Source organism: Actinoallomurus sp. NBC_01490 (genome assembly GCF_036227085.1).
Taxonomy (GTDB): domain Bacteria; phylum Actinomycetota; class Actinomycetes; order Streptosporangiales; family Streptosporangiaceae; genus Actinoallomurus; species Actinoallomurus oryzae.
Map to the genome: position 1 here is coordinate 885104 of NZ_CP109433.1, position 19326 is coordinate 904429.

A 19326-nucleotide genomic window follows, 5' to 3' on the forward strand; every position below is an offset into this window, starting at 1 on the left:
GAGCTTGATGGAGCGGATCCTGGTCAGTGCCTGCCTGCTGGGTCAGCCGGTGCGCTTCGACGGCACCGGCAGGCGCAGCGATGACGCGCTGTTCGAACGCTGGCGGCGGGAAGGGCGGCTCGTGCCGTTCTGCCCCGAGGTGCGCGGTGGGTTGCCGGTGCCGCGTCCGCCGGCCGAGATCAGCGGTGGGTCCGGTGCGGACGTCCTCGACGGCCGTGCCGCGATCCTCACGCCGGACGGCACCGACGTCACCCGCCACTTCGTCCTCGGTGCCCGGCAGGCCCTCGAACGCGCGCGGTCGTACGGGATCCGGCTCGCGATCCTCAAGGAGGGCAGTCCCTCCTGCGGCAGCGCCCGCATCCACGACGGGTCGTTCGCCGGGCGCAAGATCCCCGGCGAGGGCGTCACGACCGCCCTGCTCGAACGGCACGGTATCGCCGTCTTCGCCGAGGACGCCCTGGGAGACGCCGCCGCCCGGCTGGCCGAGCTCGAACAAGGCTGACCTCGTACGTTCTCGGGCAGTTGACCTCGACCAAGGTTGAGGTTGAACACTGCTTCCCACGTCAACGAGGGGGAGTGGTGATCATGCGAGTGATTCAGGTGGAGCGTTTCGGCGGGCCCGAGGTGCTGGTGCCGGCCGACGCGCCGGACCCGGTGGCCGGGCCGGGGCAGGCGGTGGTCCGGGTGGCCGCGGCGGACGTCGGGTTCGTCGAGACGCAGATCCGGTCGGGAGCCATGGGCGAGTACTTCAGCGTGGTCCTGCCGTACGTCCCCGGGCACGGCGTGACGGGCGAGGTCGCCGACGTCGGCGACGGCGTGGACCGGGGCTGGGTCGGCCGGCGGGTGGCCGCCTACACGGGCGAGCGGGGCGGGCGCGGCGGGTACGCCGAGCGGGCGGTGGTCGAGGCCGCCGAGCTGGTTCCGGTGCCCGACGGGCTGGAGCTGCGCGACGCGGCGGCGCTGCTGCACGACGGCGTCACCGCGCTGCACCTCCTCGACGTGGTCGGCGTGCAAGCCGGTGAGTGGGCGCTGGTCACGGCGGCGGGCGGCGGTATGGGCCTGCTGCTGGTCCAGCTCGCGCACGCGGCCGGCGCGCGTGTCATCGGGGCCGCTCGCGGCGGGCGGAAGCTCGATCTGGTCGACGACCAGGGTGCGGACGTCGTGGTGGACTACTCCGAGCCGGGCTGGACGGACCGGGTGCGCGAGGCGACCGGCGGTGCGGGAGCCGACGTGGTCTTCGACGGTGCGGGCGGCGCGATCGGACGGGCGGCGTTCGAGGTGACCGCACGCGGTGGCCGGTTCTCGGCCCACGGGGCGCCTTCCGGCGGGTTCGCCGTGCTCGACCCCGCGGAGGCGGAGAAACGCGACATCACCGTGAGCGGCATCGGCGATCTCCAGCTCACCCCGGAGGAGATGCGGCAGGTGCTCGCCCGGGCGCTGGCCGGGGCGGCGGAGGGCCGGATGCGGCCGGTCATCGGCCAGACCTTCGCGCTGGAACGCGCCGCCGACGCCCACGCCGCGATCGAGGCCCGCGACGTCGTCGGACGGACGCTACTGCTGCCCTGACCAGGCGGCCCGACGGCGCCTGTGGGCGGGGGCCGAACCGTACGAGTTGGCGTCGCGATTCGTGGCCCGAGTCGGTCACGGCACGCGATATGTCTTGACCGTTGCGGCGAACGCGATATATCTTCTCTGCGAACGAGACATTCTGCCCTGCTCCCGGCCGAACGCCGTGTCTACGTACGAACGGCGTTCTTTGAACGATCGTAGTTCAACGGCGCGTAGTTCAACGACGGAGCATTGTTCGTTGCATCGGAGGAGACCCATGGCCACGTCGACCGAGCCCCTGGCGGGGCCCGAAGCGGCGCGCAAGCCGTATCCCGCGCGCTGGATCGCGTTGTTCGTCCTGCTGGCCGCCGAGGTCATGGACCTGCTCGACGCCCTGATCACGAATATCGCGGCTCCGTCCATCCGGGCCGACATCGGCGGTGGCGCGAGCACGATCCAGTGGCTCGGCGCCGCGTACACGCTGGCCATGGCGGTGGGCCTGATCACCGGCGGTCGGCTGGGCGACATCGTCGGCCGCCGGCGGATGTTCCTGATCGGCGCCCTCGGCTTCACCGCGGGTTCGCTCCTCTGCGCGGTGTCGCAGTCGCCCGAGATGCTGATCACGTGCCGAGGAATACAGGGGCTCTTCGGCGCCGTGATGCTTCCCCAGGGCCTGGGACTGATCAAGGAGATGTTCTCCGAGCAGGAGATGGGGACGGCGTTCGGCATGTTCGGGCCGGTCATGGGCCTGTCCTCGGTCGGCGGTCCGGTGCTGGCCGGCTGGCTGATCGACGCCGACTACTTCGGCACGGGCTGGCGCATGATCTTCCTGATCAACCTGCCGCTCGGGCTGCTCGCGCTGCTCGGCGGCCTGCGGTTCCTGCCGGAGTCGCGGGCGGCGCGACCGCCGCGACTGGACCTGGTCGGCGTGGTGCTGGCCGGATTCGCCTCACTTCTGATCGTCTACCCGCTGGTCCAGGGGCGCGAGCTCGGCTGGCCCGCGTGGACCTTCGTCTCGATGGCCGTCGCGGTCGCCCTCTTCGGATTCTTCGGCTGGTACGAGGCGCGCAAGCGTCGTATGGGCGGTGACCCGCTGGTCGAGCCCGGTCTGTTCCGCAAGCGCGGCTTCACCGGTGGCCTCATCGTCGGCATCGTCTTCTTCGCTGGAATGTCCGGGTTCTCGCTGGCCTTCAGCCTCTTCGCCCAGCTCGGCCTCGGCTACTCACCGCTCAAGGCGGGCCTCGCGGGCGTGCCGCTCTCGGTCGGCATGATCGGCGGGTTCGGCGTCGCCCAGGCCGTCCAGAAGTTCGGCCGTACGGTCATCCACGCCGGCATCGTCGTCATGGTCGTCGGGGTCGGGACCGTCATCGTCACGCTGCACCTGGCCGGCATCGACGTGACGCCCTGGCAGCTGATCCCCTCGCTCGCGCTGACCGGCCTGGGCATGGGCGTGCTGATGGCGCCCTTCTTCGACATCGTCCTCGCCGGGGTGGAGACACACGAGACCGGCTCGGCCTCCGGCACGCTCACCGCCGTACAGCAGCTCGGCAGCGCGCTGGGCGTCGCGGTGCTCGGCACGCTGTTCTTCGGCTTCCTCGGCGGCCACGTCGCGAGCGCCACCGACAAGGTCGCGCCTCGTGCCCTCGCCGCGGCCGGCGTCCAGGGACCGGCACGCGACCACCTGGTCACCGAGTTGCGCACCTGCGGTCACGACCGCGCCACCGCCAAGGACCAGGAGGAGGTACCGCCCTCGTGCGTGCGGCTGGAGGGCGACCTGCGCACCGCCGAGGCACCCGTACGGCTGGCGGCGGTGCGCGCCGCCGAGCGGTCGGCCAAGCGCGGCTTCAGCGAGGCGATGAACCTCACGCTGTGGATCGAGGCCGGCCTGCTGGCACTGACGTTCGGCGCGGCGTTCCTCCTGCCCCTGCGCGCCCGGCCGGAGGAGTGACCAGCCGCAGAGGGACGGCTCTCTCTCAACTGATGAGAGGGGGCCGTCTCACTTTTCGAGTCGCCGGTGCTCTTCCCGCTTTTGCTGCTTGCGTTCGAGCCTGCGGCGTTTGAGTTCCGCGTCCGTCGCCTTGCGTTCGACGCTGACGCCGCCCCAGAAGGCCACGCCGGTGACGACGATCCTTGGCGCGCCCGGTGCGCCGGGGCCGGTCGCACGTGTGTCGAAGCCGCCCATGATGCCGAGGCCGCCGACGTGCACCTCGGCGTCCTCCGGCACGAGGATCTGCACACCGCCCATCACCGCGTATGCACGGACCGTGATCTGCGGACCGGAGAAGCGCGCCTCGCGCAGGTCTACCACCCCACCGCCGCAGAATGCCACGGCGTTGAACGTCTCGGGCGCCACCCATCCGCCCTTGCGCTCGAAGCCGCCGAGGATGGCGATGCCCATCGTCGACGTCGGCGTGCCGCCGAACCGGTCACGGGCCGGGACCCGCGGCGCGGAAGCGGGATGCGACTCCGACGGCAGGTCACGAGTGATGGGCTCGAGGTCACCATACGTCTTCGCGGCGTACACTGCGCTGAGTCGTTCGTCGAGTTCTTCCAGGTCAAGGCGGCCTTCCCCGGCGGCCTCGCGGAGGATCGCGGCGACGTCGTCCCGATCGGCGTCGGAGATGCGCATCTCGCGCCGCTCAGGAAGATTCATCATGCAGACAGACTAAAGCGCCGGATCGCGAGTGCGTACCCCCGTTCGCAACGGCGCGCGTTTTGGAGGAGCGGTGAACTACAGGACGTTGGCGTCGCTCGCGCTGGCCGGGGGCACCGCGCTGGCGGCGCTCACGGCTCTGGGCCCCCCGGCCGCCGCCGCGCCGTTCGACCCGTGCTCGGCGATCTCCCAGGGCAAGCTGCGGTACCCCACCGGCAGCGCCCAGCACCTGGTCCTGGCGGTCTCGTCCGGTTACGCCTCGAATTACGTCGTCGTCACCGAATGCGCCAAGAAGGGGCGTTCGTGGACGAAGCTCACCGAGACGGAGGGGCGCGCGGGCGCGAACGGTTTCGCCCGGCCCGGCCAGAAGCGCGAGGGCGACGGCAAGAGCCCGACCGGCTCCTTCACGTTCACCGAGGCGTTCGGCATGGGCAACCCCGGCACCCGGCTGCCGTACCGCACGCTGCGCGAGTCCGGCGACTGCTGGGGCGCCACGCCCGGGGAGAGCCACTACAACGGCTACTACTCGGGCACCTGCCACCCGGCGGACGAGAACCTGTCCGCCATCATGCAACTCGGGTCGTACCGGCAGGCGGCCGTCATCGACTACAACCGGCCCAAGCCGGTCCCCGGACGCGGTTCGGCCATCTTCTTCCACGTCGGCGGCAAGGCCCCGACCGCGGGCTGCATCGCGATCGACGAGTCCCGCCTGCGCGGCATCATGCGCACCCTCGCGCCCGGCGACCGGATCATCATGGGCCCGCGGTCGGAGCTGTTCCGCGGTTAGGTCTAGTGCCGTGTCAGTCAACGTTCGCCTCGTGGGTGAGGTGGAGTCGGCTGATCCTCGCGTGTTGGGCGAGCGACGTCCCCACGTCCGGTGGGGCGGGCCACGGCCGGCCGGTGGACCCTTTGGCGGCGCCGTGATGGGGGCGTCGTCTGGGGTCACGCCGGGACCGGCCGGCACCGGGGAGGTGCCGTCCGGCTCGACGGTGCATGATCACCACCGGGAACATCGTGTCGGTGGTGATGGTGCCGCCCGCACTCGTACGTCGGGCGATGTTGGCGCCGCCGACCAGGTCGCGGTGCCCGCTGAACCCACACCGGATGCAGGTGAAGGTCCGGTTGCCGGGTTTGGGGACCCGCCGCCGGCAGGCCGGGCAGGTGGAAGAGGTTCCTCGCTCATCGACCAGTTCGAACCTGATCCCGGCCTGCTCGGCCTTGTCTTTCAGACAGCCGAGCAGATAGCCGATCCGCCAGTCACGGACCCGCCCGTTGTGCCGCCGCCCGGCCGTCAACGAAAGCACGCCGCGCGGGTCCCCGACCTTCAACGTGCCGACCCGGCGCGCGACCGCCCACTCCACAACGGTCTTGGCGGCCTCATGCTGAGCCTGACGCACCCGCCGCTTGTGCCGGTTCTCACGCTTGCGTTGCCGGGCCCGGTACTTACGCCACCGCCGCGACCCGACCTGCCCCGGCTTCGGTGCGCGGCGCGCCATCGCCCGGCGCCGCTGTTTGACGTCTTTGAGATGCAGGTGGGACTCAGCGCGAATCGCCCGCCCCGACACCACCAACCCCTCCCCGTCCGGGCCCGCCACCGCGAACGGATGGATCACCCCCGCCACACGCCCTCGATCCGGCTTCCGGCCCGGCGGATAGGTCGCCACCGCTACCTCGGCGGTCACCTCGACGAACAACCGGTCCCCATCACTGACCAGCGTCACCGACCGCACCTGCTCCGCCGGGTAGGGCACCGGGCGATCCAGCCGCACCCACAACGGATCGCACCCTTGGGCGGTGGCCAGCCGCAACCGGCGACCGGCCAAGGTGAACGCCTTGCGCCGGAACCGTACAGGCATCAACCGGCGTTTACGGCGCGGGAACCGGGCCGCATCCTCACCGCGGTTACGGCGTTTCGCCGTGGCGAACCAGGCATCGCAGTAGCGGCGCAGCACCCCTTCGGCGCAGATCGACGCCAACTCCCCGAACACACCCGGCCCGGCCTTGTGAACCTCCCGGCACAACGCCTGAAAGTTCACAATCCCCGGCAGCCCACGGTGACGCCGCCACCGGTTCATATCCAGCACACACGCCCACACATCCCCGGCAGCGACCAACAGCCCGAAACACCGGCGCCGCTGCCCCGCGGACAACCGCAGACCGACCCGGGCGGTCCGCATCACCACCCGACACCCACCATGACGACGTTCAGCCCACCAGACGACTACACCACGCGCCTACGACAAAACGCGCCCGCCCCACAACCAGCCCTGCCGCAGGGCGAACGTTGCATGACACGGACTAGGACTCACGTCCGATGGCGCTCTCGTCCTTCGATGTGGGGAGATGGCGTTATGACCGACTCCTGGGTGGACGCCTACCTCGACCGGATCAGGGCCGATCGCCCGGCCCGGCCCGATGGTGAGGCGCTGCGTGACCTGCACGTCCGGCATCTGCGCGCGGTGCCCTTCGAGAACCTGAGCATCCATCTCGGCGAGGACATCGTCCTGGAGCCCGAGGCACTCGTCGCCAAGGTCGTCGGCCGCCGGCGCGGGGGCTTCTGCTACGAGCTGGGCGGGGCGTTCGCGACGCTGCTCGCCGCGCTCGGCTTCGAGGCCGAGCTCCTCGCGGCCCGCGTGTTCGACGGCGACCGGCTCGGCACGCCGTACGACCATCTGGCCCTGCGGGTCGGGCCGTGGCTCGCCGACGTCGGCTTCGGCGACCACGCGCACCATCCACTGCGGCTGGACACGCGTGGCGACCAGCACGACCCCGGCGGCGTCTTCAGGGTCGCCGAGACGCCCGAGGGCGACCTCGACGTCATCAAGGACGGCCGGCCGGAGTACCGCCTGGAGACCCGGCCGCGCGCGCTCGGCGACTTCGAGGTCGGCTGCTGGTGGCACCGCACCTCGCCGAAGTCGCACTTCACCCGCTCGCTCGTCTGCTCGATGCTCACCGAGTCGGGCCGCGTGACCCTGAGCGGACGCACCCTCATCCGTACGAGCGGCGGCGAGCGCGACGAGCGGAAGCTCACCGACGACGACGAGGTGCTCGCCGCCTACCGATCCTGCTTCGGCGTCGAACTGGACCGCGTCCCGGAAGTCGCCTGAGCGGCCGCCCGGCTCCTCACGCCCGGCTCCTCACCGGCCGGAGCGGCGGCGCAGGAGCACCTTGAGTCCGTTCGTGGTGCGCACCAGCCAGATCACCGCGACCACTCCGAAGATCGCGAAGAAGATCGTTTGCCGGGTGCCGGTGTCGTGGTCGAGCAGGCTCATGACGCTCCAGCCCAGACAGGCCAGCGAGGCGAACAGGCTCAGGTAACCGGTGGCGAGGTTCCTCGGCGTGAACCGGTACCACGGGTCGTCGGCGGGCCAGGGCTCCCTCTCCTGGGACATCATCGGAACCACCTTCTCTGTCTGCGTTCCCGTCCGGTCGCTTCGAATGCTGCCCGGGGACCGCTGCGGCCCGCCTCGGTCGCGGGTTCGGTCTTGGCACCGTCCCCTCCGACTTTCGGCCGACCCGATTCGAACCCGCGGTCGATCCGGGTACCGGGGGAGAGACGGCATCCTCGATGGCATGACCGGTGCGCGATCTGAGGGCGGCTCACCGCCGCGAACGGGCGGGACCGTCATCCGCCGTGGCCCGCTCGTCGCCGAGGTCACCGCCCTGGTGCTGTGCGTGGCGGCCGACAGCGTGGCGGCCATCGCCGGTGCCCCCGGGGCAGGCGGTCTCGCGGCCGGGCTGGCCACCGCGACGGCGACCGGGTTCGGGCCGGTGGCGGCCGTGCTGGCGGTGTTGCGCCGTCGCTTCACCGACTGGATCGGGCCGCTCGCCGGCGGTGTAATCGCCGTCAGCCTGCTGGACACCGCGATCGCCGTCCTGGCACACCCCTCCGCGACGGCGCCGGGTGTCACCGAGACGCTCGCGGTCGCCCTGCTCATCGGTGCCGGGTGCCGGCGGATCGGCCGCCGGGCGGCCGCGGGCCTCGCCGTCTGCGGCGGCGTCGCGATGACCGCGGCACCGGTGCTGCGGTACGGCGTCGGCTCGCCCACCGCGCTGATCGCCGTACCCGCCGCGCTGCTGTGGGGCGGCTCGCTGGCCGTCGGCCTGATCCTGCGCGACGCCGACGACCGCCGCCGGGCGGCCCTCGCCGAGGCGCGTACGACCGAACGGCTGCGCATGGCCCGCGAGTTGCACGACTTCGTCGCGTACCACGTCACCGGCATCGTCGTACGAGCCCAGGCCGCGCGCGTGCTCGCCGGCCGGTCGGCCGAGCCGGACGACGACGTCTTCCGCGAGATCGAGGAGGCCGGGTCGAACGCCCTGACCGCGATGCGGCGGCTCGTCGGCATGCTCCGGGAGGACACCGCGCCCGAGCCCGCACCGCCCGCCTCCGGCATCCGCGCGGCCGTGCTCGACGCCGCCGCCGGTCACGACGGGGTCGCCACGGAGCTGCCCGGCGACCTGGACCGGCTCGACCCCGCGCCCGCGCTGATCACGACGGTCCACCGGGTGGTGCTCGAGGCGCTGACCAACGTCCGCCGGCACGCGCCCGACGCGACGGACGTACGCGTGGCCGCGCGGGTGCAGCACGACCCGGTCGCCGACGTGCTCCACCTGGAGGTCGTCAACGACGGCGCCGGCGAACCGTCCGGCGGGGGATCCGGCTACGGGCTGGTGGGCATGCGCGAACGGGTCACCGCCCTCGGCGGTACACTCCGCGCCGGTGCGGAGTCCGGGCGACGATGGCGGATCACCGTACGCCTCCCCCTCGACCGCGAGGAGCCTCGTTCATGACCATCCGCGTACTCGTCGCCGACGACCAGGCGATGGTCCGCACCGGGTTCCGGCTGATCCTCGACGCCGAACCCGACATCGACGTGGTCGGCGAGGCGCCCGACGGCGAGGCGGCGGTGAGCCTGGCCCGCGAACTGCGTCCCGACGTGACGCTCATGGACATCCGGATGCCGCGCATCGACGGCATCCAGGCCACACGCCTGCTGGCCGGCCCGGAGGTGCCCGACCCGATGCGCGTGGTGGTCGTCACCACCTACGACGAGGACGAGAACGTCTACTCGGCGCTGCGCGCGGGCGCGTGCGGGTTCCTGCTCAAGGACGCCGGGCCACGGCTCCTCGTCGAGGCCGTGCGCGCGGCGTCGGAGGGAGAGTCGATGGTCTCCCCCTCGATCACGACGCGTCTGCTGGCGCGGTTCGCCCGGCCGGCCTCCGGCGCCGCCCGGCCCGCCGAACCCCTGACCGCCCGCGAGCGGGAGGTCGTCCGGGCCGTCGCCCGCGGCATGACCAACGCCGAGATCAGCGACGCGCTCGTCATCTCGCTGTCGACGGTCAAGACGCACCTGAACGGCGTCCAGCGCAAGCTCGGGGTCCGCAACCGTACCGAGGTCGCCATCTGGGCCTGGGAGAGCCGCCTGGTCGAATGACTCGTGCTCAGCCGCGGCGTACGACGAGGGTGCGCGCCACCATGTCGCCGAACCGCTGGTGACGCGGGCTGAACGCGATGGCGAGTGCTCCCACCAGGCCGAAGAAGTAGCCGTCCACGATCACCATGGCCCAGCGGATCAGATGCGCGCGCAGGCCGGGCGTCTCTCCGCGCTCGGTCACGACCCGCAGCCCGAGGCAGCGCATGCCCGGAGTGCCGCCGAGCCAGCGGTGCGGCACCCACACCTCGATGAACCAGTTGCCGGCCAGGATGACGAGGAGGAAGCCGGCCATCGTGAGGTACGCGGGCGTCATCCGGTCATCGCCCCGGGGCAGGTGCAGCGTCCAGCGCAGGCCGAGCACCAGCACCACGACCGCCGGCACCGTCGTGACCAGCCGGTCGAGGACGAACTGGGCGTACCTGCGGAGGATCACTCCCGCCGGATCGGACACGCGCGTCATCATGCCATGCCGGTTCAGTGCCTCCACCGCGTGCGCGCGGCGATCTCCTCCGGCGACAGGCCGTCGAACAGCGCGATCTCGCCCCGGCGTACGACCGCGACGGTGTCGATCACCGCCTCGCCCAGCGCCTCCCGCAGTGTGGCGTCGGTCTCGAACGCCTCGACCGCCGCGCCCAGTGACGACGGCAGCGGCGGAACGCCGTCGAGGGACACCGGGTCGACCTCGACCGGCTCGGGGAGCGTGCCGCCCTCCGCCCGTCCCGTACGGCCCGCGGCCAGGAGCGCCGCCATGACGAGGTAGGGGTTGGCCGCCGCGTCGAAGCACTTCACCTCCAGGTTGGCCGCGTGGGATCGGTCGCCGACCGCACCGGTGACGAACCGCAGCGCCGCCTCCCGGTTCTCCAGCCCCCAGCAGGCGTACGCCCCGGCCCAGTGGGAGGGCACGAGCCGCAGGTAGCTGGCGACCGACGGCGCACCGATCGCCAGCAGGGCCGGCAGCCGCGACAGGATGCCCGCCGCGAAGGCCTCGCCGTCACGCGTCAGCCCGAACCGGCCGTCGCCGCCGGCCATGAGGTTGACGCCCTCGCGCCACAGGCTCAGGTGAACGTGCGCGCCGTTGCCGACGCCGTCGGCGAGCACCTTGGGGGAGAACGTCGCGCGCAGGTCGTGGGCCAGGCTGACCGCCCGGATCGTCTCGCGGACCAGGACGAACGTGTCGGCCGCGGCGACCGGGTCGGCGGGCGCCACCGACACCTCGTACTGTCCCGCGGCGTACTCGGGGTGGATCTGCTCCACCGCGACCCCGGACGCCGACAGCGACTCGACCACGTCGCGCAGGTAGTCCGACTGCTCGGTCAGCCGGGTCATGCCGTACGCGGGACCGGCGCAGGCGGGGGTGAAGTCGTCGCCGTCGCCGAGCGAGACGGCCCACTCGACCTCGAACGCGGCCTTGACCGCCATGTCCTCGGCGGCCAGGCGCTCGGCCTCGCGCCGGGCCAGGCCGCGCGCGTCGAGCGAATGCGGCTCGCCCTCCTGGTCGTAGCGGTCCGCGGGCGCCCACGCCCAGCCGGGCAGGGCGGCGAGCGCGGTGAGCCGGTTCAGGTCGGGGTGCAGCCGCAGGTCGCCCACCGGCCCGCCCGCGAACCGGCCGCTCGCGATCGAGTCGTCGATCAGGAACGCGTCGAACACGGGCGACATGCCGATCCCCCAGGCCGCCGCGTGCTCCAGACGCGAGAGCGGCACCGCCTTGACCCGCGTGACGCCGGTGGTGTCCACCCACGTGACCGCGATGCCGGTGACATCTCTCGCGGCCAGGTCACCGGCCGCCTGCCGCGCGACCGCCGCCCGCCGCGCACGCTCCTGCTGGTCCATGACGCTCCCTCTCCCGTCCGCTGGGGGCTGCCCGGCACGTACCACCTTCTACGGCGTCATGGCCCTCCCGGCAAGGCCGCGCGAGCCCGTGAGCGAATGAACCGGAAGACACGTGGGTCTGGTCACTCACTCCCCCGACGTGAGGGAGAGCACGCCGTATCCGGCCCAAATGCGGGTAACTGACGGGCAGTGATCCGTTCGAGGGAAGGGAGGAGTGACCGAGTGCCCTCGCCGTTGCCCTGTGTAGAGAACCTCCGTCTCGTCGACCACCACTGCCACGGCGTGGCAGGCCGCGACCTCGACCGGAGCGCGTTCGAGTCCCTGCTCACCGAGGCGGAGGCCCCCGGCCCGCTCGGCGGCACGCTCTTCGACTCCCAGATCGGGTTCGCCGTACGCCGCTGGTGCGCGCCGGTGCTCGACCTGCCGCCGCACGCGCCCGCCGACGACTACCTCGCGCGCCGCGCCGACCTGGGATTCGCCGAGGTGAACCGGCGCTTTCTGCGCGAGGCGCGGCTGGACGCCCTCTGCGTCGACACCGGCTACCCGATGGACACGCTTCTCACGCCGGGCGAGCTGGGCGCCCTCGCGGGAGCGACGGCGCACGAGATCGTCCGGCTGGAGCAGGTGGCGGAGGAGGTCGCGGCGGCCGGGCCGGGCGCGGAGGGCTTCGCCGACGCGTTCCGCGAACGGCTGGCCGGGCGCGCCGCCTCGGCGGCCGGACTGAAGTCCGTCGCGGCGTACCGGATCGGCCTCGACCTGCCCGCCGAACGCCCCGGAGACGCCGAGGTCGCGGCGGCGGCCGGACGCTGGCTCGCCGCGATCGAGGCCGGGGCGCCGGTACGGCTCGCCGACCCGACGCTCCAGGCGTTCCTGATCTGGTGCGGTGTGGACCTGCGGCTGCCGATCCAGTTCCACGTCGGGTACGGCGACGCGGACCTCGACCTGCACCGCTGCGACCCACTGCTGCTCACCGGCCTGCTGCGCGCGATCGAGCCCACCGGCACACCGATCATGCTGCTGCACAACTATCCGTTCCACCGGCACGCCGGGTACCTCGCGCAGGTGTTCCCGAACGTCTTCGTCGACGTCGGGCTCGCCACGCACGGCGTGGGGCACCGGGCGCCGGCGCTGATCGCCGAGCTGCTGGAGCTCGCCCCGTTCGGCAAGTTCCTGTTCTCCTCCGACGCCTACGGCCTGCCCGAGCTGTACCACCTCGGCTCCCTGCTGTTCCGCCGGGGACTCTCGGACTTCCTGAGATCCGGGCTGGACGACGGGGTGTGGACGGAGGAGGACGCGGAGCGGATCGCGCGGCTGGCCGGCGGCGAGAACGCCCGCCGCGTGTACGGGCTGGAGGAGCGGCGCTGATGGACGAGCTGAACGAACTGCATCTCAAGCTGCGCGCGGCCGTCGCCGACGAGCTGCCGGCCGCGGTCGCGCTGCGCCACCGCCTGCACGCCGACCCGCGGCTCTCCGGCGACGAGGCCGACACGGCCGCCGAGGTCGTACGCGCGCTCGGCGCCGGACCCGGACAGCGCGTCGCCGGCACCGGGCGCGCCGTACGGATCGGGGGCCGGGGCCCGGCGGTCGCCCTGCGGGCGGAGCTGGACGCCCTGCCGGTCACCGAACGCACCGGCGTGTCCTGGGCGTCGGCGAACGACGCCATGCACGCCTGCGGTCACGACGTCCACCTCGCCGCGCTGGTCGCGATCTGCCGCGCCGCCGAGCGCATCGGCGTGGACGTGCCGATCCTCGCGGTCCTGCAACCGCGCGAGGAGACCTCGCCCTCGGGCGCCGAGGACATCGTCGGCTCCGGCGTCCTGACCGACCACGACGTACGCGCGATGGTGGCGGCCCACGTGCAGCCGCGCCTGGCCGACGGAGTCGTCGCGGTCACCCCGGGGCCGGTCAACGCCGCCACCGACGAGTTCGAGGTGACGGTCACCGGGCTCGGCGGCCACGCCGGGTACCCGCACGTCGCCCGTGACCCGGTGCTCGCCCTCTGCCAGATCGTCGTCAGCCTCCAGCACCTGGCCAGCCGGCGGTTCGACCCGGTCCTCGGCGCGGTCTGCTCGGTCGGCCGGATCGGCGGCGGCACGGCCGCCAACGTCGTGCCCGAGACCGCGTCGGCGCGCGGCACCGTACGCGTGATGCGCGACTCCGACCGCGCCGTCGCGGCGTCCCTGATCACCGAGATCGTCACCCACACGGCCGCCGCGCACGGCTGCGAGGGTCACGCGCGCTTCTTTCCCGGAGAGCCGGTGCTGGTCAACGACCCGGCCCTGGCCTCCGACGCCGCCGGCCGCCTCACCGACGACGGCGTGACCGTCGACGCGGGCTTCCGCTCGTACGGCGCGGACGACTTCTCTCACTACTGCGACGTGACGCGGGGCCTGATGATGTTCATCGGCACGGCGCCGCCGGACGCCACCGACGCGCCCGGCCTGCACACCGAGCGCTTCCTGCCGGCCGACCACATGGTCGGCCGCACCGCCGACGCGCTGCTGGCGGGCTACCTCGCCGCGATCCGGACGGCCGTCGCTTGAGGAGTCGCCGTTCTGCGGCGCGTCGGGGCGCGTGTGGCGTTCAGGCGTCGCGCCGCCGGAGGAGGAACCCGGCGATGAGGAGCGCGGCGGCCGCCCACGCGGCGAGGACGCCGAGGCCGGTCCAGGGGCCGATGGGCAGGGAGCGGAGGTCGGTGGTGGCTTGGCCGGCCATTCCGGCGGTCATGGGGGCGAGCTGTTGGAGGTGTCGTCGCAGTGGGTCGGCGACGGTCTGGGCGAGGATCGGGGGCAGGTAGATCAGGGCGAGCACTGCTCCGATCGAGACGGCGGTGTCGCGGATGGCGGTGGCGACGCCGAGGGCGAGCAGGGCGATGAGAACGAGGTAGAGGACGCCGCCGACGGCGGCGCGCAGGGTCGGGCCGTGGCTGATCGAGACGAGCGCGTAGCCGTGGGTGGGGTCGAGGCCGGCGCCGGGGAGCATCAGCCGCCCGACGAGCAGACAGCCGGCGACGGTGAGCAAGCCGGTGAGGAGGGTCAGGCCGGCCAGGTTGACGGCCTTGGCGGCCAGGACGACCAGCCGGCGTGGCGTGGCGGTGAGGGTGAGGCGGATCATGCCGGTGCCGTACTCCTCGGCGATGACCAGCACGGCGAGCACCGCGATGACCGCCTGGCCGAGGGTGATGCCGGTCAGGGCGAGTTTTGTGGGGTCCTGGCCGCGGTCGGAGGATACGTGGGTGGCCGCGGCGACGCCGGCGCTGACCGCGACGGTCAGGGCGACGGTGCCGATGAGCAGCCAGACGGTGCCGGCCGAGGTGCGGAGTTTGGTCCATTCGGCTCGCAGCGCATCGGTCATGCGTCTCTCCTGCGCAGCACGACGGTGGCGATGCCGAGTGCGAGGGCCGCGTAGGCGCACAGCACGGCGAGGCCGGCCCACCAGGAGAGCGGGTAGTAACCGTTCGCCATGGTGTAGGGGTAGGCGACCTGCGCGGACCTGGGGAGGGCGCCCAGGACGGAGAAGCCGGCGGCCGGGGTGAGGCGGAACAGCCATTCCTCGGCGCCGCCGGACATCGACGAGCCGACGATGTACGGCAGGACGAACACGACGATGCTCGCCGCGATGGCACCCGCGCTCTTCCTGACGATGGTGGCGACGGCGAGCACGGCGACGGCGGTGACGGCGACCAGCGCGCCGGCGCCCGCGACGATGCGCGTCATGGTGAGGGCGCCGGCCGGGAAGACGTAGGCGCCGTTCGCCCTGAGCAGGTGCTCGCCCAGCGGGACGGCGACCGCGGCGGCGAGTGTTCCGATCAGGAAGGCGACGGCGCCGATGACGACGGCCTTGGCCGCGAGCACGCGATGCCGGCGGGGCGTGGCGGTGAAGGTGGTGCGGATCAGTCCCCGGCGGTACTCGACGGTGATGAACATCGAGGCGATCACGATGATCGCGATCAGGCCGACGATGAGCCCGAACAGGATGGTGCTGGAGGGGGTGTTGGTGCCGAGGAGCCCTTGCACGACGGCGGGCGCGATGTCACCGGAGCCGAGCAGGACGAAGGAGCCGCCGGCGCGGTGGTAGCCGGCGCCCGGCAGTTTCGGGTAGAAGTCCTGAGCGCCGACGCTCTGCGCGCGCCAGGCGCCGCGAATGCCGGAGCCGTCGACGGTGACGTGGTCGAAGGTGGCGGTGGCCTGGGTGGGGAATCCGGTACCGGAACGGTCGAACGACGCCGGTGAGGTGACGAACAGCCCGACGTGCACGGTGGAGGGGAGCCCGGCCAGGTGCGCGGTGCCGATCCTGGTCCAGGTCGCGCCGTCGGTGGACTCGTAGCCGGTGACGGTCTCACCGGTGCGGGTCAGCCGCAGCCAGCGTGCCGACGTGCCGGAGACCGGCCGGCCGGCGTGGTCGTGCGTGTAGTCGTCCTGGAAGCGGACGCCGTGGGCGCCGGTCGCCATGACCGCGGCATAGGGCGAGCCCTGCTCGGTGCTCGGTCGCAGGAGGATCCCGGCCTTGGCCCAGCCCGCCAGGCCGGGGCGGGTATGGGCGAGTGAGGGGGCGGCGTCGACCGGGATCGTCGAGGTCAGCCCGGTGAGTGAGCTGACCTGAGCGGTGATCGTGCCGTTGTCGGTGAGCGGCTGTTCGACGAACTGGTAGCTGTCGGCGACCGCTTCGCCGTCCGGTCCGGTCGCCACGTAGGGATGGCCGGACCGGCAGGTCGAGCCGGTGCCGGTGCAGATGCCCGCGTGGGTGCCGTTGGCGACGAGGAAGGTGAACGTCACGCACAGCACGACGGTGACGCCCAAGGTGATCAGCCAGCCCCGGACCGTGCGGAACTTGGTCCACTCCGCCCGGAGCACCGGCCGCAGGCCTCTGGTGGTCGTGCGGTGCGACGTGGTGGTGGTCATCGTCGGGCCTCCCGGTTCGAAGCGCCGGCCTGGTACTCGGTCTCGCCGCTGGTGAGCTGGAGGTAGACGTCCTCGAGCGTTGCCCGGTGCGCGGTGATCTCGGAGAAGGGCACGCCCGCTCCGTTCAGGATCTCCACGACGCGTTGCGCCGCGACCCCGAGCACGGTGACGGTGTGGGCGTCGGTGACGGTCGCCGTGGCCGCGGCCCGGCGCAGCGCCGTGGCCGCGTCGGCCGGTGCCGATGTGCGCAGCCGGACCTGGTCGCGCGAGGCGCGGGCGACCAGGTCCTCGACGGCGGCGTCGGCGAGTACCCGGCCGCGGCCGACCACCACGACACGGTCGGCGATGTCCTGCAACTCGCTCATCAGGTGGCTGGAGACGAGGATGGCGCGTCCCTCCGCGGCGAGGGAGCGCAGCAGCCCGCGCAACCAGATGATCCCCTCGGGGTCCATGCCGTTGAACGGCTCGTCCATGATGATCACCGGGGGATCGCCGAGCATGGCCGCGGCGATGCCGAGGCGTTGGCGCATGCCCAGCGAGTAGCCGCCGGCCTTACGACGCGCCGCGCCGGCGAGGCCGACGCGCTCGATCGCGGCGTCGACGTGGCCGGCGGCCATGCCCTGGGAGTGCGCCAGCCACAGCAGATGGTTCCGCCCGGTGCGGCCGGGCTGCAGGGCGGCGGCGTCGACCAGCGCACCGACGTGGCGCAGCGGGTGCGACAGTTGCCCGTACGGCTTGCCGCCGACCAGGGCGCGGCCCTCGTCGGGGGCGTCCAGGCCGAGTATCACCCGGATGGTGGTTGATTTGCCCGCACCGTTCGGGCCGACGAAGCCGGTCACCGTGCCGGGCGCGACCGTGAAGGTCATTCCGTCGAGGGCGACGGTCGGCCCGAAGCGTTTACGCAGGCCGCTGACTTCGATCGTTGCGTCGTTCACGTGCTCGTCCGTCCTTGGTCGTGGGGATGGTCTCGGCCACCGGTTGTACGGCACGGCAGGTGTCAGCCCGGTGTCGGCGGCTGACACCTCGCTGACACCTTCGGCCTGTCATCGTGAGAGGCGGCGACGGTCCCCGCCCCCGGAGCGGACCTCGCCGCCGCCGGTAGGAAGCCGAATGGAGAACCGTCGTGAGAGTGCTCGTCGTCGAGGACTTCGAGGTGCTGGCGCGCTCGATCGGAACCGGCCTGCGCCGCGAGGGCATGGCGGTCGACGTCGTCCTCGACGGCGGCGACGCGCTCGACCATCTGGCCGTCACCCGGTACGACGTCGTGGTCCTCGACCGGGACCTGCCCGGAGTGCACGGCGACGACGTGTGCCGGCACATCGTCGCGGAACGCTCGGGCAGCCGCGTACTGATGCTCACCGCCGCCGGCACCGTCAAGGACCGCGTCGACGGCCTCGGGTTCGGTGCCGACGACTACCTGCCCAAGCCGTTCGACTTCTCCGAACTGGTGGCCCGCGTCCGCGCTCTCGGGCGGCGATCCGCGTCGGCGACCCCACCGATACTCCGCGCCGGTGACGTCACGCTCGACTCCGGTCGCCGGGTCGCGTTCCGTGCCGGGCGGCGCCTGGAGCTGAGCCCGAAGGAGTTCGCGGTCCTCGAATGCCTCCTCACCGTGGGCGACCGGGTGATCTCCACCGAAGAGATCCTCGAACGGGTCTGGGACGAGGCGGCCGACCCCTTCACCACCGCGGTCAAGACGACCATCCGGCGGCTGCGGGTCAAGCTCGGCGACCCGCCCTTCATCCACACCGTCCGCGAGGCCGGCTACCGGATCGGAGACCGGTGATGCGTCCATCCAGGAACGTCGTGTCCCTCCTGCGCCGCCGGCCCATCTTGCGGGTGCAGCTCACACTGCTCTACTCCGGCCTGGCTCTCGGCCTGCTGGCAGCGGTGCTGCTGGCCACCGATCTCCTCTACGGCCACACCGAGCAGAGAGCCCCGGCCGGCACCCCCACCGTCCCCGCGACCGGCGGCCACTCGTTCGACGTCGCCCCCGCCGTCATCGGCCTGAGCGCCGTGGCCATCGCCGTGGCCGGGGCCTGGTGGCTCGCCGGCCGGTTCCTCCGCCCCCTGCGCGCCATCACCACCACCGCCCAGGAGATCTCCGCCACCAACCTGGACCGACGGCTCGACCTCACCGGCCCCGCCGACGAGCTGTCCGACCTCACCAAGACCCTCAACGATCTCTTCGGGCGGCTCCAGGCCTCCTTCGAAGCCCAGCACCACTTCGTGGCCAACGCCTCCCACGAACTGCGCACCCCTCTCGCCGGCCAGCGCACACTCCTCCAGATCGCTCTCACCGACCCCGACGCCGATACCGAGAGCCTGCGGGCCGCCTGCGAAGAGGCCCTGCAACTCGGAGACCAGCAAGAACGACTCATCGAGGCCCTCCTCACCCTCGCGACCAGCGAGCGGGGAGTCGAACGCTGGGAGCCGGTCGACCTCGCCGAGATCACCGAGGACGTCCTCTCGGGCCGCCGGAACGCGGCGGACCGCCGTGGCATCCACATCGACGCCGGCCTCGACCCGGCACCGATGGTCGGTGACCCCCGGCTGGTCACCAGCCTGGTCGCGAACCTCGTCGACAACGCCGTCCGCCACAACCTCGCCGGAGGGCACGTCACCGTCTCGACCACGTCATCGACGGAACGAGCGACCCTTACGATCAGCAACACCGGCCCGTCGGTGCCCCACCAGGACCTCGAACGCCTCTTCCAGCCCTTCCAAGCCGGCACGGAGCGGGTGCACCACGACGGACACGGCCTCGGCCTCGCCATCGTGCGGGCCATCGCCGAGGCACACGGCGCCGGACTCTCGCCGCACCCCCGTACGGACGGAGGGCTCACGGTCGACGTGAGCTTCCCGCGACAGCGGAAGTCGCCCTGAGGCCGACCCGTCGCCCTCGCCTCGGCCCAACCCCGCCGGGCGACTGCGTGTCATGTCCTAATCTGCCGCC

Annotated in this window: 19 protein-coding genes; 11 read left to right on the forward strand and 8 right to left on the reverse strand. The window is 72.4% G+C overall.

Annotation, left to right across the window (positions count from 1 at the left end; genetic code table 11):
* Positions 1-7 precede the first annotated feature (7 nt).
* The 3 genes from OG417_RS04600 (at position 8) to OG417_RS04610 (ending at position 3496) form a co-directional block, all read left to right on the forward strand.
* Positions 8-502: a DUF523 domain-containing protein gene (locus OG417_RS04600; RefSeq protein WP_329250207.1), complete on the forward strand. Its 495-nt coding sequence runs from the start codon at positions 8-10 to the stop codon at positions 500-502.
* A gap of 83 nt (positions 503-585) precedes the next feature.
* Entirely contained in the window at positions 586-1566 is a 981-nt protein-coding gene (locus OG417_RS04605; RefSeq protein WP_329250210.1) for a zinc-binding dehydrogenase, read from the forward strand.
* A 259-nt stretch (positions 1567-1825) separates the two neighbouring features.
* The gene (locus OG417_RS04610) at positions 1826-3496 is read left to right on the forward strand and encodes an MFS transporter (RefSeq protein ID WP_329250213.1); all 1671 of its coding nucleotides are present in this window, start codon (positions 1826-1828) and stop codon (positions 3494-3496) included.
* Positions 3497-3544: 48 nt separating this feature from the next.
* Here the strand turns inward: OG417_RS04610 and OG417_RS04615 are convergent, their stop codons facing one another.
* Positions 3545-4204: a DUF1707 SHOCT-like domain-containing protein gene (locus OG417_RS04615; RefSeq protein ID WP_329250216.1), complete on the reverse strand. Its 660-nt coding sequence runs from the start codon at positions 4202-4204 to the stop codon at positions 3545-3547.
* 70 nt (positions 4205-4274) lie between these two features.
* On the opposite strand from OG417_RS04615, the gene OG417_RS04620 reads away from it, so the two are divergent.
* Positions 4275-4988, forward strand: a complete 714-nt coding sequence (locus tag OG417_RS04620) for a L,D-transpeptidase family protein (protein WP_329250219.1) — start codon at positions 4275-4277, stop codon at positions 4986-4988.
* A 13-nt stretch (positions 4989-5001) separates the two neighbouring features.
* On the opposite strand, the gene OG417_RS04625 is transcribed toward OG417_RS04620, so the two are convergent.
* Positions 5002-6378, reverse strand: coding sequence for an RNA-guided endonuclease InsQ/TnpB family protein (locus tag OG417_RS04625; RefSeq protein WP_329262105.1), 1377 nt, complete (start codon positions 6376-6378; stop codon positions 5002-5004).
* A 174-nt stretch (positions 6379-6552) separates the two neighbouring features.
* Between OG417_RS04625 and OG417_RS04630 the strand changes: the two genes are divergently transcribed.
* Positions 6553-7308: an arylamine N-acetyltransferase family protein gene (locus OG417_RS04630; RefSeq protein ID WP_329250222.1), complete on the forward strand. Its 756-nt coding sequence runs from the start codon at positions 6553-6555 to the stop codon at positions 7306-7308.
* Between the two features lie 30 nt (positions 7309-7338).
* On the opposite strand, the gene OG417_RS04635 is transcribed toward OG417_RS04630, so the two are convergent.
* Positions 7339-7596, reverse strand: a complete 258-nt coding sequence (locus OG417_RS04635) for a hypothetical protein (RefSeq protein WP_329250225.1) — start codon at positions 7594-7596, stop codon at positions 7339-7341.
* Positions 7597-7774: 178 nt separating this feature from the next.
* On the opposite strand from OG417_RS04635, the gene OG417_RS04640 reads away from it, so the two are divergent.
* Positions 7775-8995, forward strand: coding sequence for a sensor histidine kinase (locus tag OG417_RS04640; protein WP_329250229.1), 1221 nt, complete (start codon positions 7775-7777; stop codon positions 8993-8995).
* A complete protein-coding gene (locus tag OG417_RS04645; RefSeq protein ID WP_329250231.1) occupies positions 8992-9639 on the forward strand; it encodes a response regulator transcription factor in 648 nt (215 codons plus the stop codon). Before OG417_RS04640 ends, OG417_RS04645 begins: the two co-directional genes overlap by 4 nt.
* Positions 9640-9646: 7 nt before the next feature.
* Here OG417_RS04645 and OG417_RS04650 read toward each other — a convergent pair whose 3' ends face one another.
* Positions 9647-10090, reverse strand: a complete 444-nt coding sequence (locus OG417_RS04650) for an RDD family protein (protein ID WP_329250234.1) — start codon at positions 10088-10090, stop codon at positions 9647-9649.
* A gap of 23 nt (positions 10091-10113) precedes the next feature.
* A complete protein-coding gene (locus OG417_RS04655) occupies positions 10114-11469 on the reverse strand; it encodes a glutamine synthetase family protein (RefSeq protein WP_329250236.1) in 1356 nt (451 codons plus the stop codon).
* A gap of 222 nt (positions 11470-11691) precedes the next feature.
* On the opposite strand from OG417_RS04655, the gene OG417_RS04660 reads away from it, so the two are divergent.
* Both OG417_RS04660 and OG417_RS04665 read left to right on the forward strand, forming a co-directional pair.
* A complete protein-coding gene (locus OG417_RS04660) occupies positions 11692-12834 on the forward strand; it encodes an amidohydrolase family protein (protein ID WP_329250238.1) in 1143 nt (380 codons plus the stop codon).
* A complete protein-coding gene (locus OG417_RS04665; RefSeq protein WP_329250241.1) occupies positions 12834-14012 on the forward strand; it encodes a M20 metallopeptidase family protein in 1179 nt (392 codons plus the stop codon). The genes OG417_RS04660 and OG417_RS04665 overlap by 1 nt, the downstream gene beginning before the upstream one ends.
* A gap of 40 nt (positions 14013-14052) precedes the next feature.
* Here the strand turns inward: OG417_RS04665 and OG417_RS04670 are convergent, their stop codons facing one another.
* The 3 genes from OG417_RS04670 to OG417_RS04680 are packed head-to-tail and all read right to left on the reverse strand — an operon-like array spanning position 14053 to position 17305.
* Entirely contained in the window at positions 14053-14823 is a 771-nt protein-coding gene (locus OG417_RS04670) for an ABC transporter permease (RefSeq protein WP_329250244.1), read from the reverse strand.
* Positions 14820-16370 (reverse strand): ABC transporter permease subunit, encoded by a 1551-nt coding sequence (locus OG417_RS04675; RefSeq protein ID WP_329250247.1) that lies wholly within the window; start codon positions 16368-16370, stop codon positions 14820-14822. Before OG417_RS04675 ends, OG417_RS04670 begins: the two co-directional genes overlap by 4 nt.
* Complete coding sequence (locus tag OG417_RS04680) at positions 16367-17305, reverse strand: ABC transporter ATP-binding protein (protein WP_442875656.1); 939 nt, start codon at positions 17303-17305, stop codon at positions 16367-16369. The genes OG417_RS04675 and OG417_RS04680 overlap by 4 nt, the downstream gene beginning before the upstream one ends.
* Positions 17306-17493: 188 nt before the next feature.
* On the opposite strand from OG417_RS04680, the gene OG417_RS04685 reads away from it, so the two are divergent.
* Together OG417_RS04685 and OG417_RS04690 are read left to right on the forward strand one after the other, a co-directional pair.
* Positions 17494-18156: a response regulator transcription factor gene (locus OG417_RS04685; protein WP_329250250.1), complete on the forward strand. Its 663-nt coding sequence runs from the start codon at positions 17494-17496 to the stop codon at positions 18154-18156.
* Positions 18156-19256: a sensor histidine kinase gene (locus OG417_RS04690; protein WP_329250252.1), complete on the forward strand. Its 1101-nt coding sequence runs from the start codon at positions 18156-18158 to the stop codon at positions 19254-19256. The genes OG417_RS04685 and OG417_RS04690 overlap by 1 nt, the downstream gene beginning before the upstream one ends.
* The last annotated feature ends 70 nt before the right edge of the window (positions 19257-19326 follow it).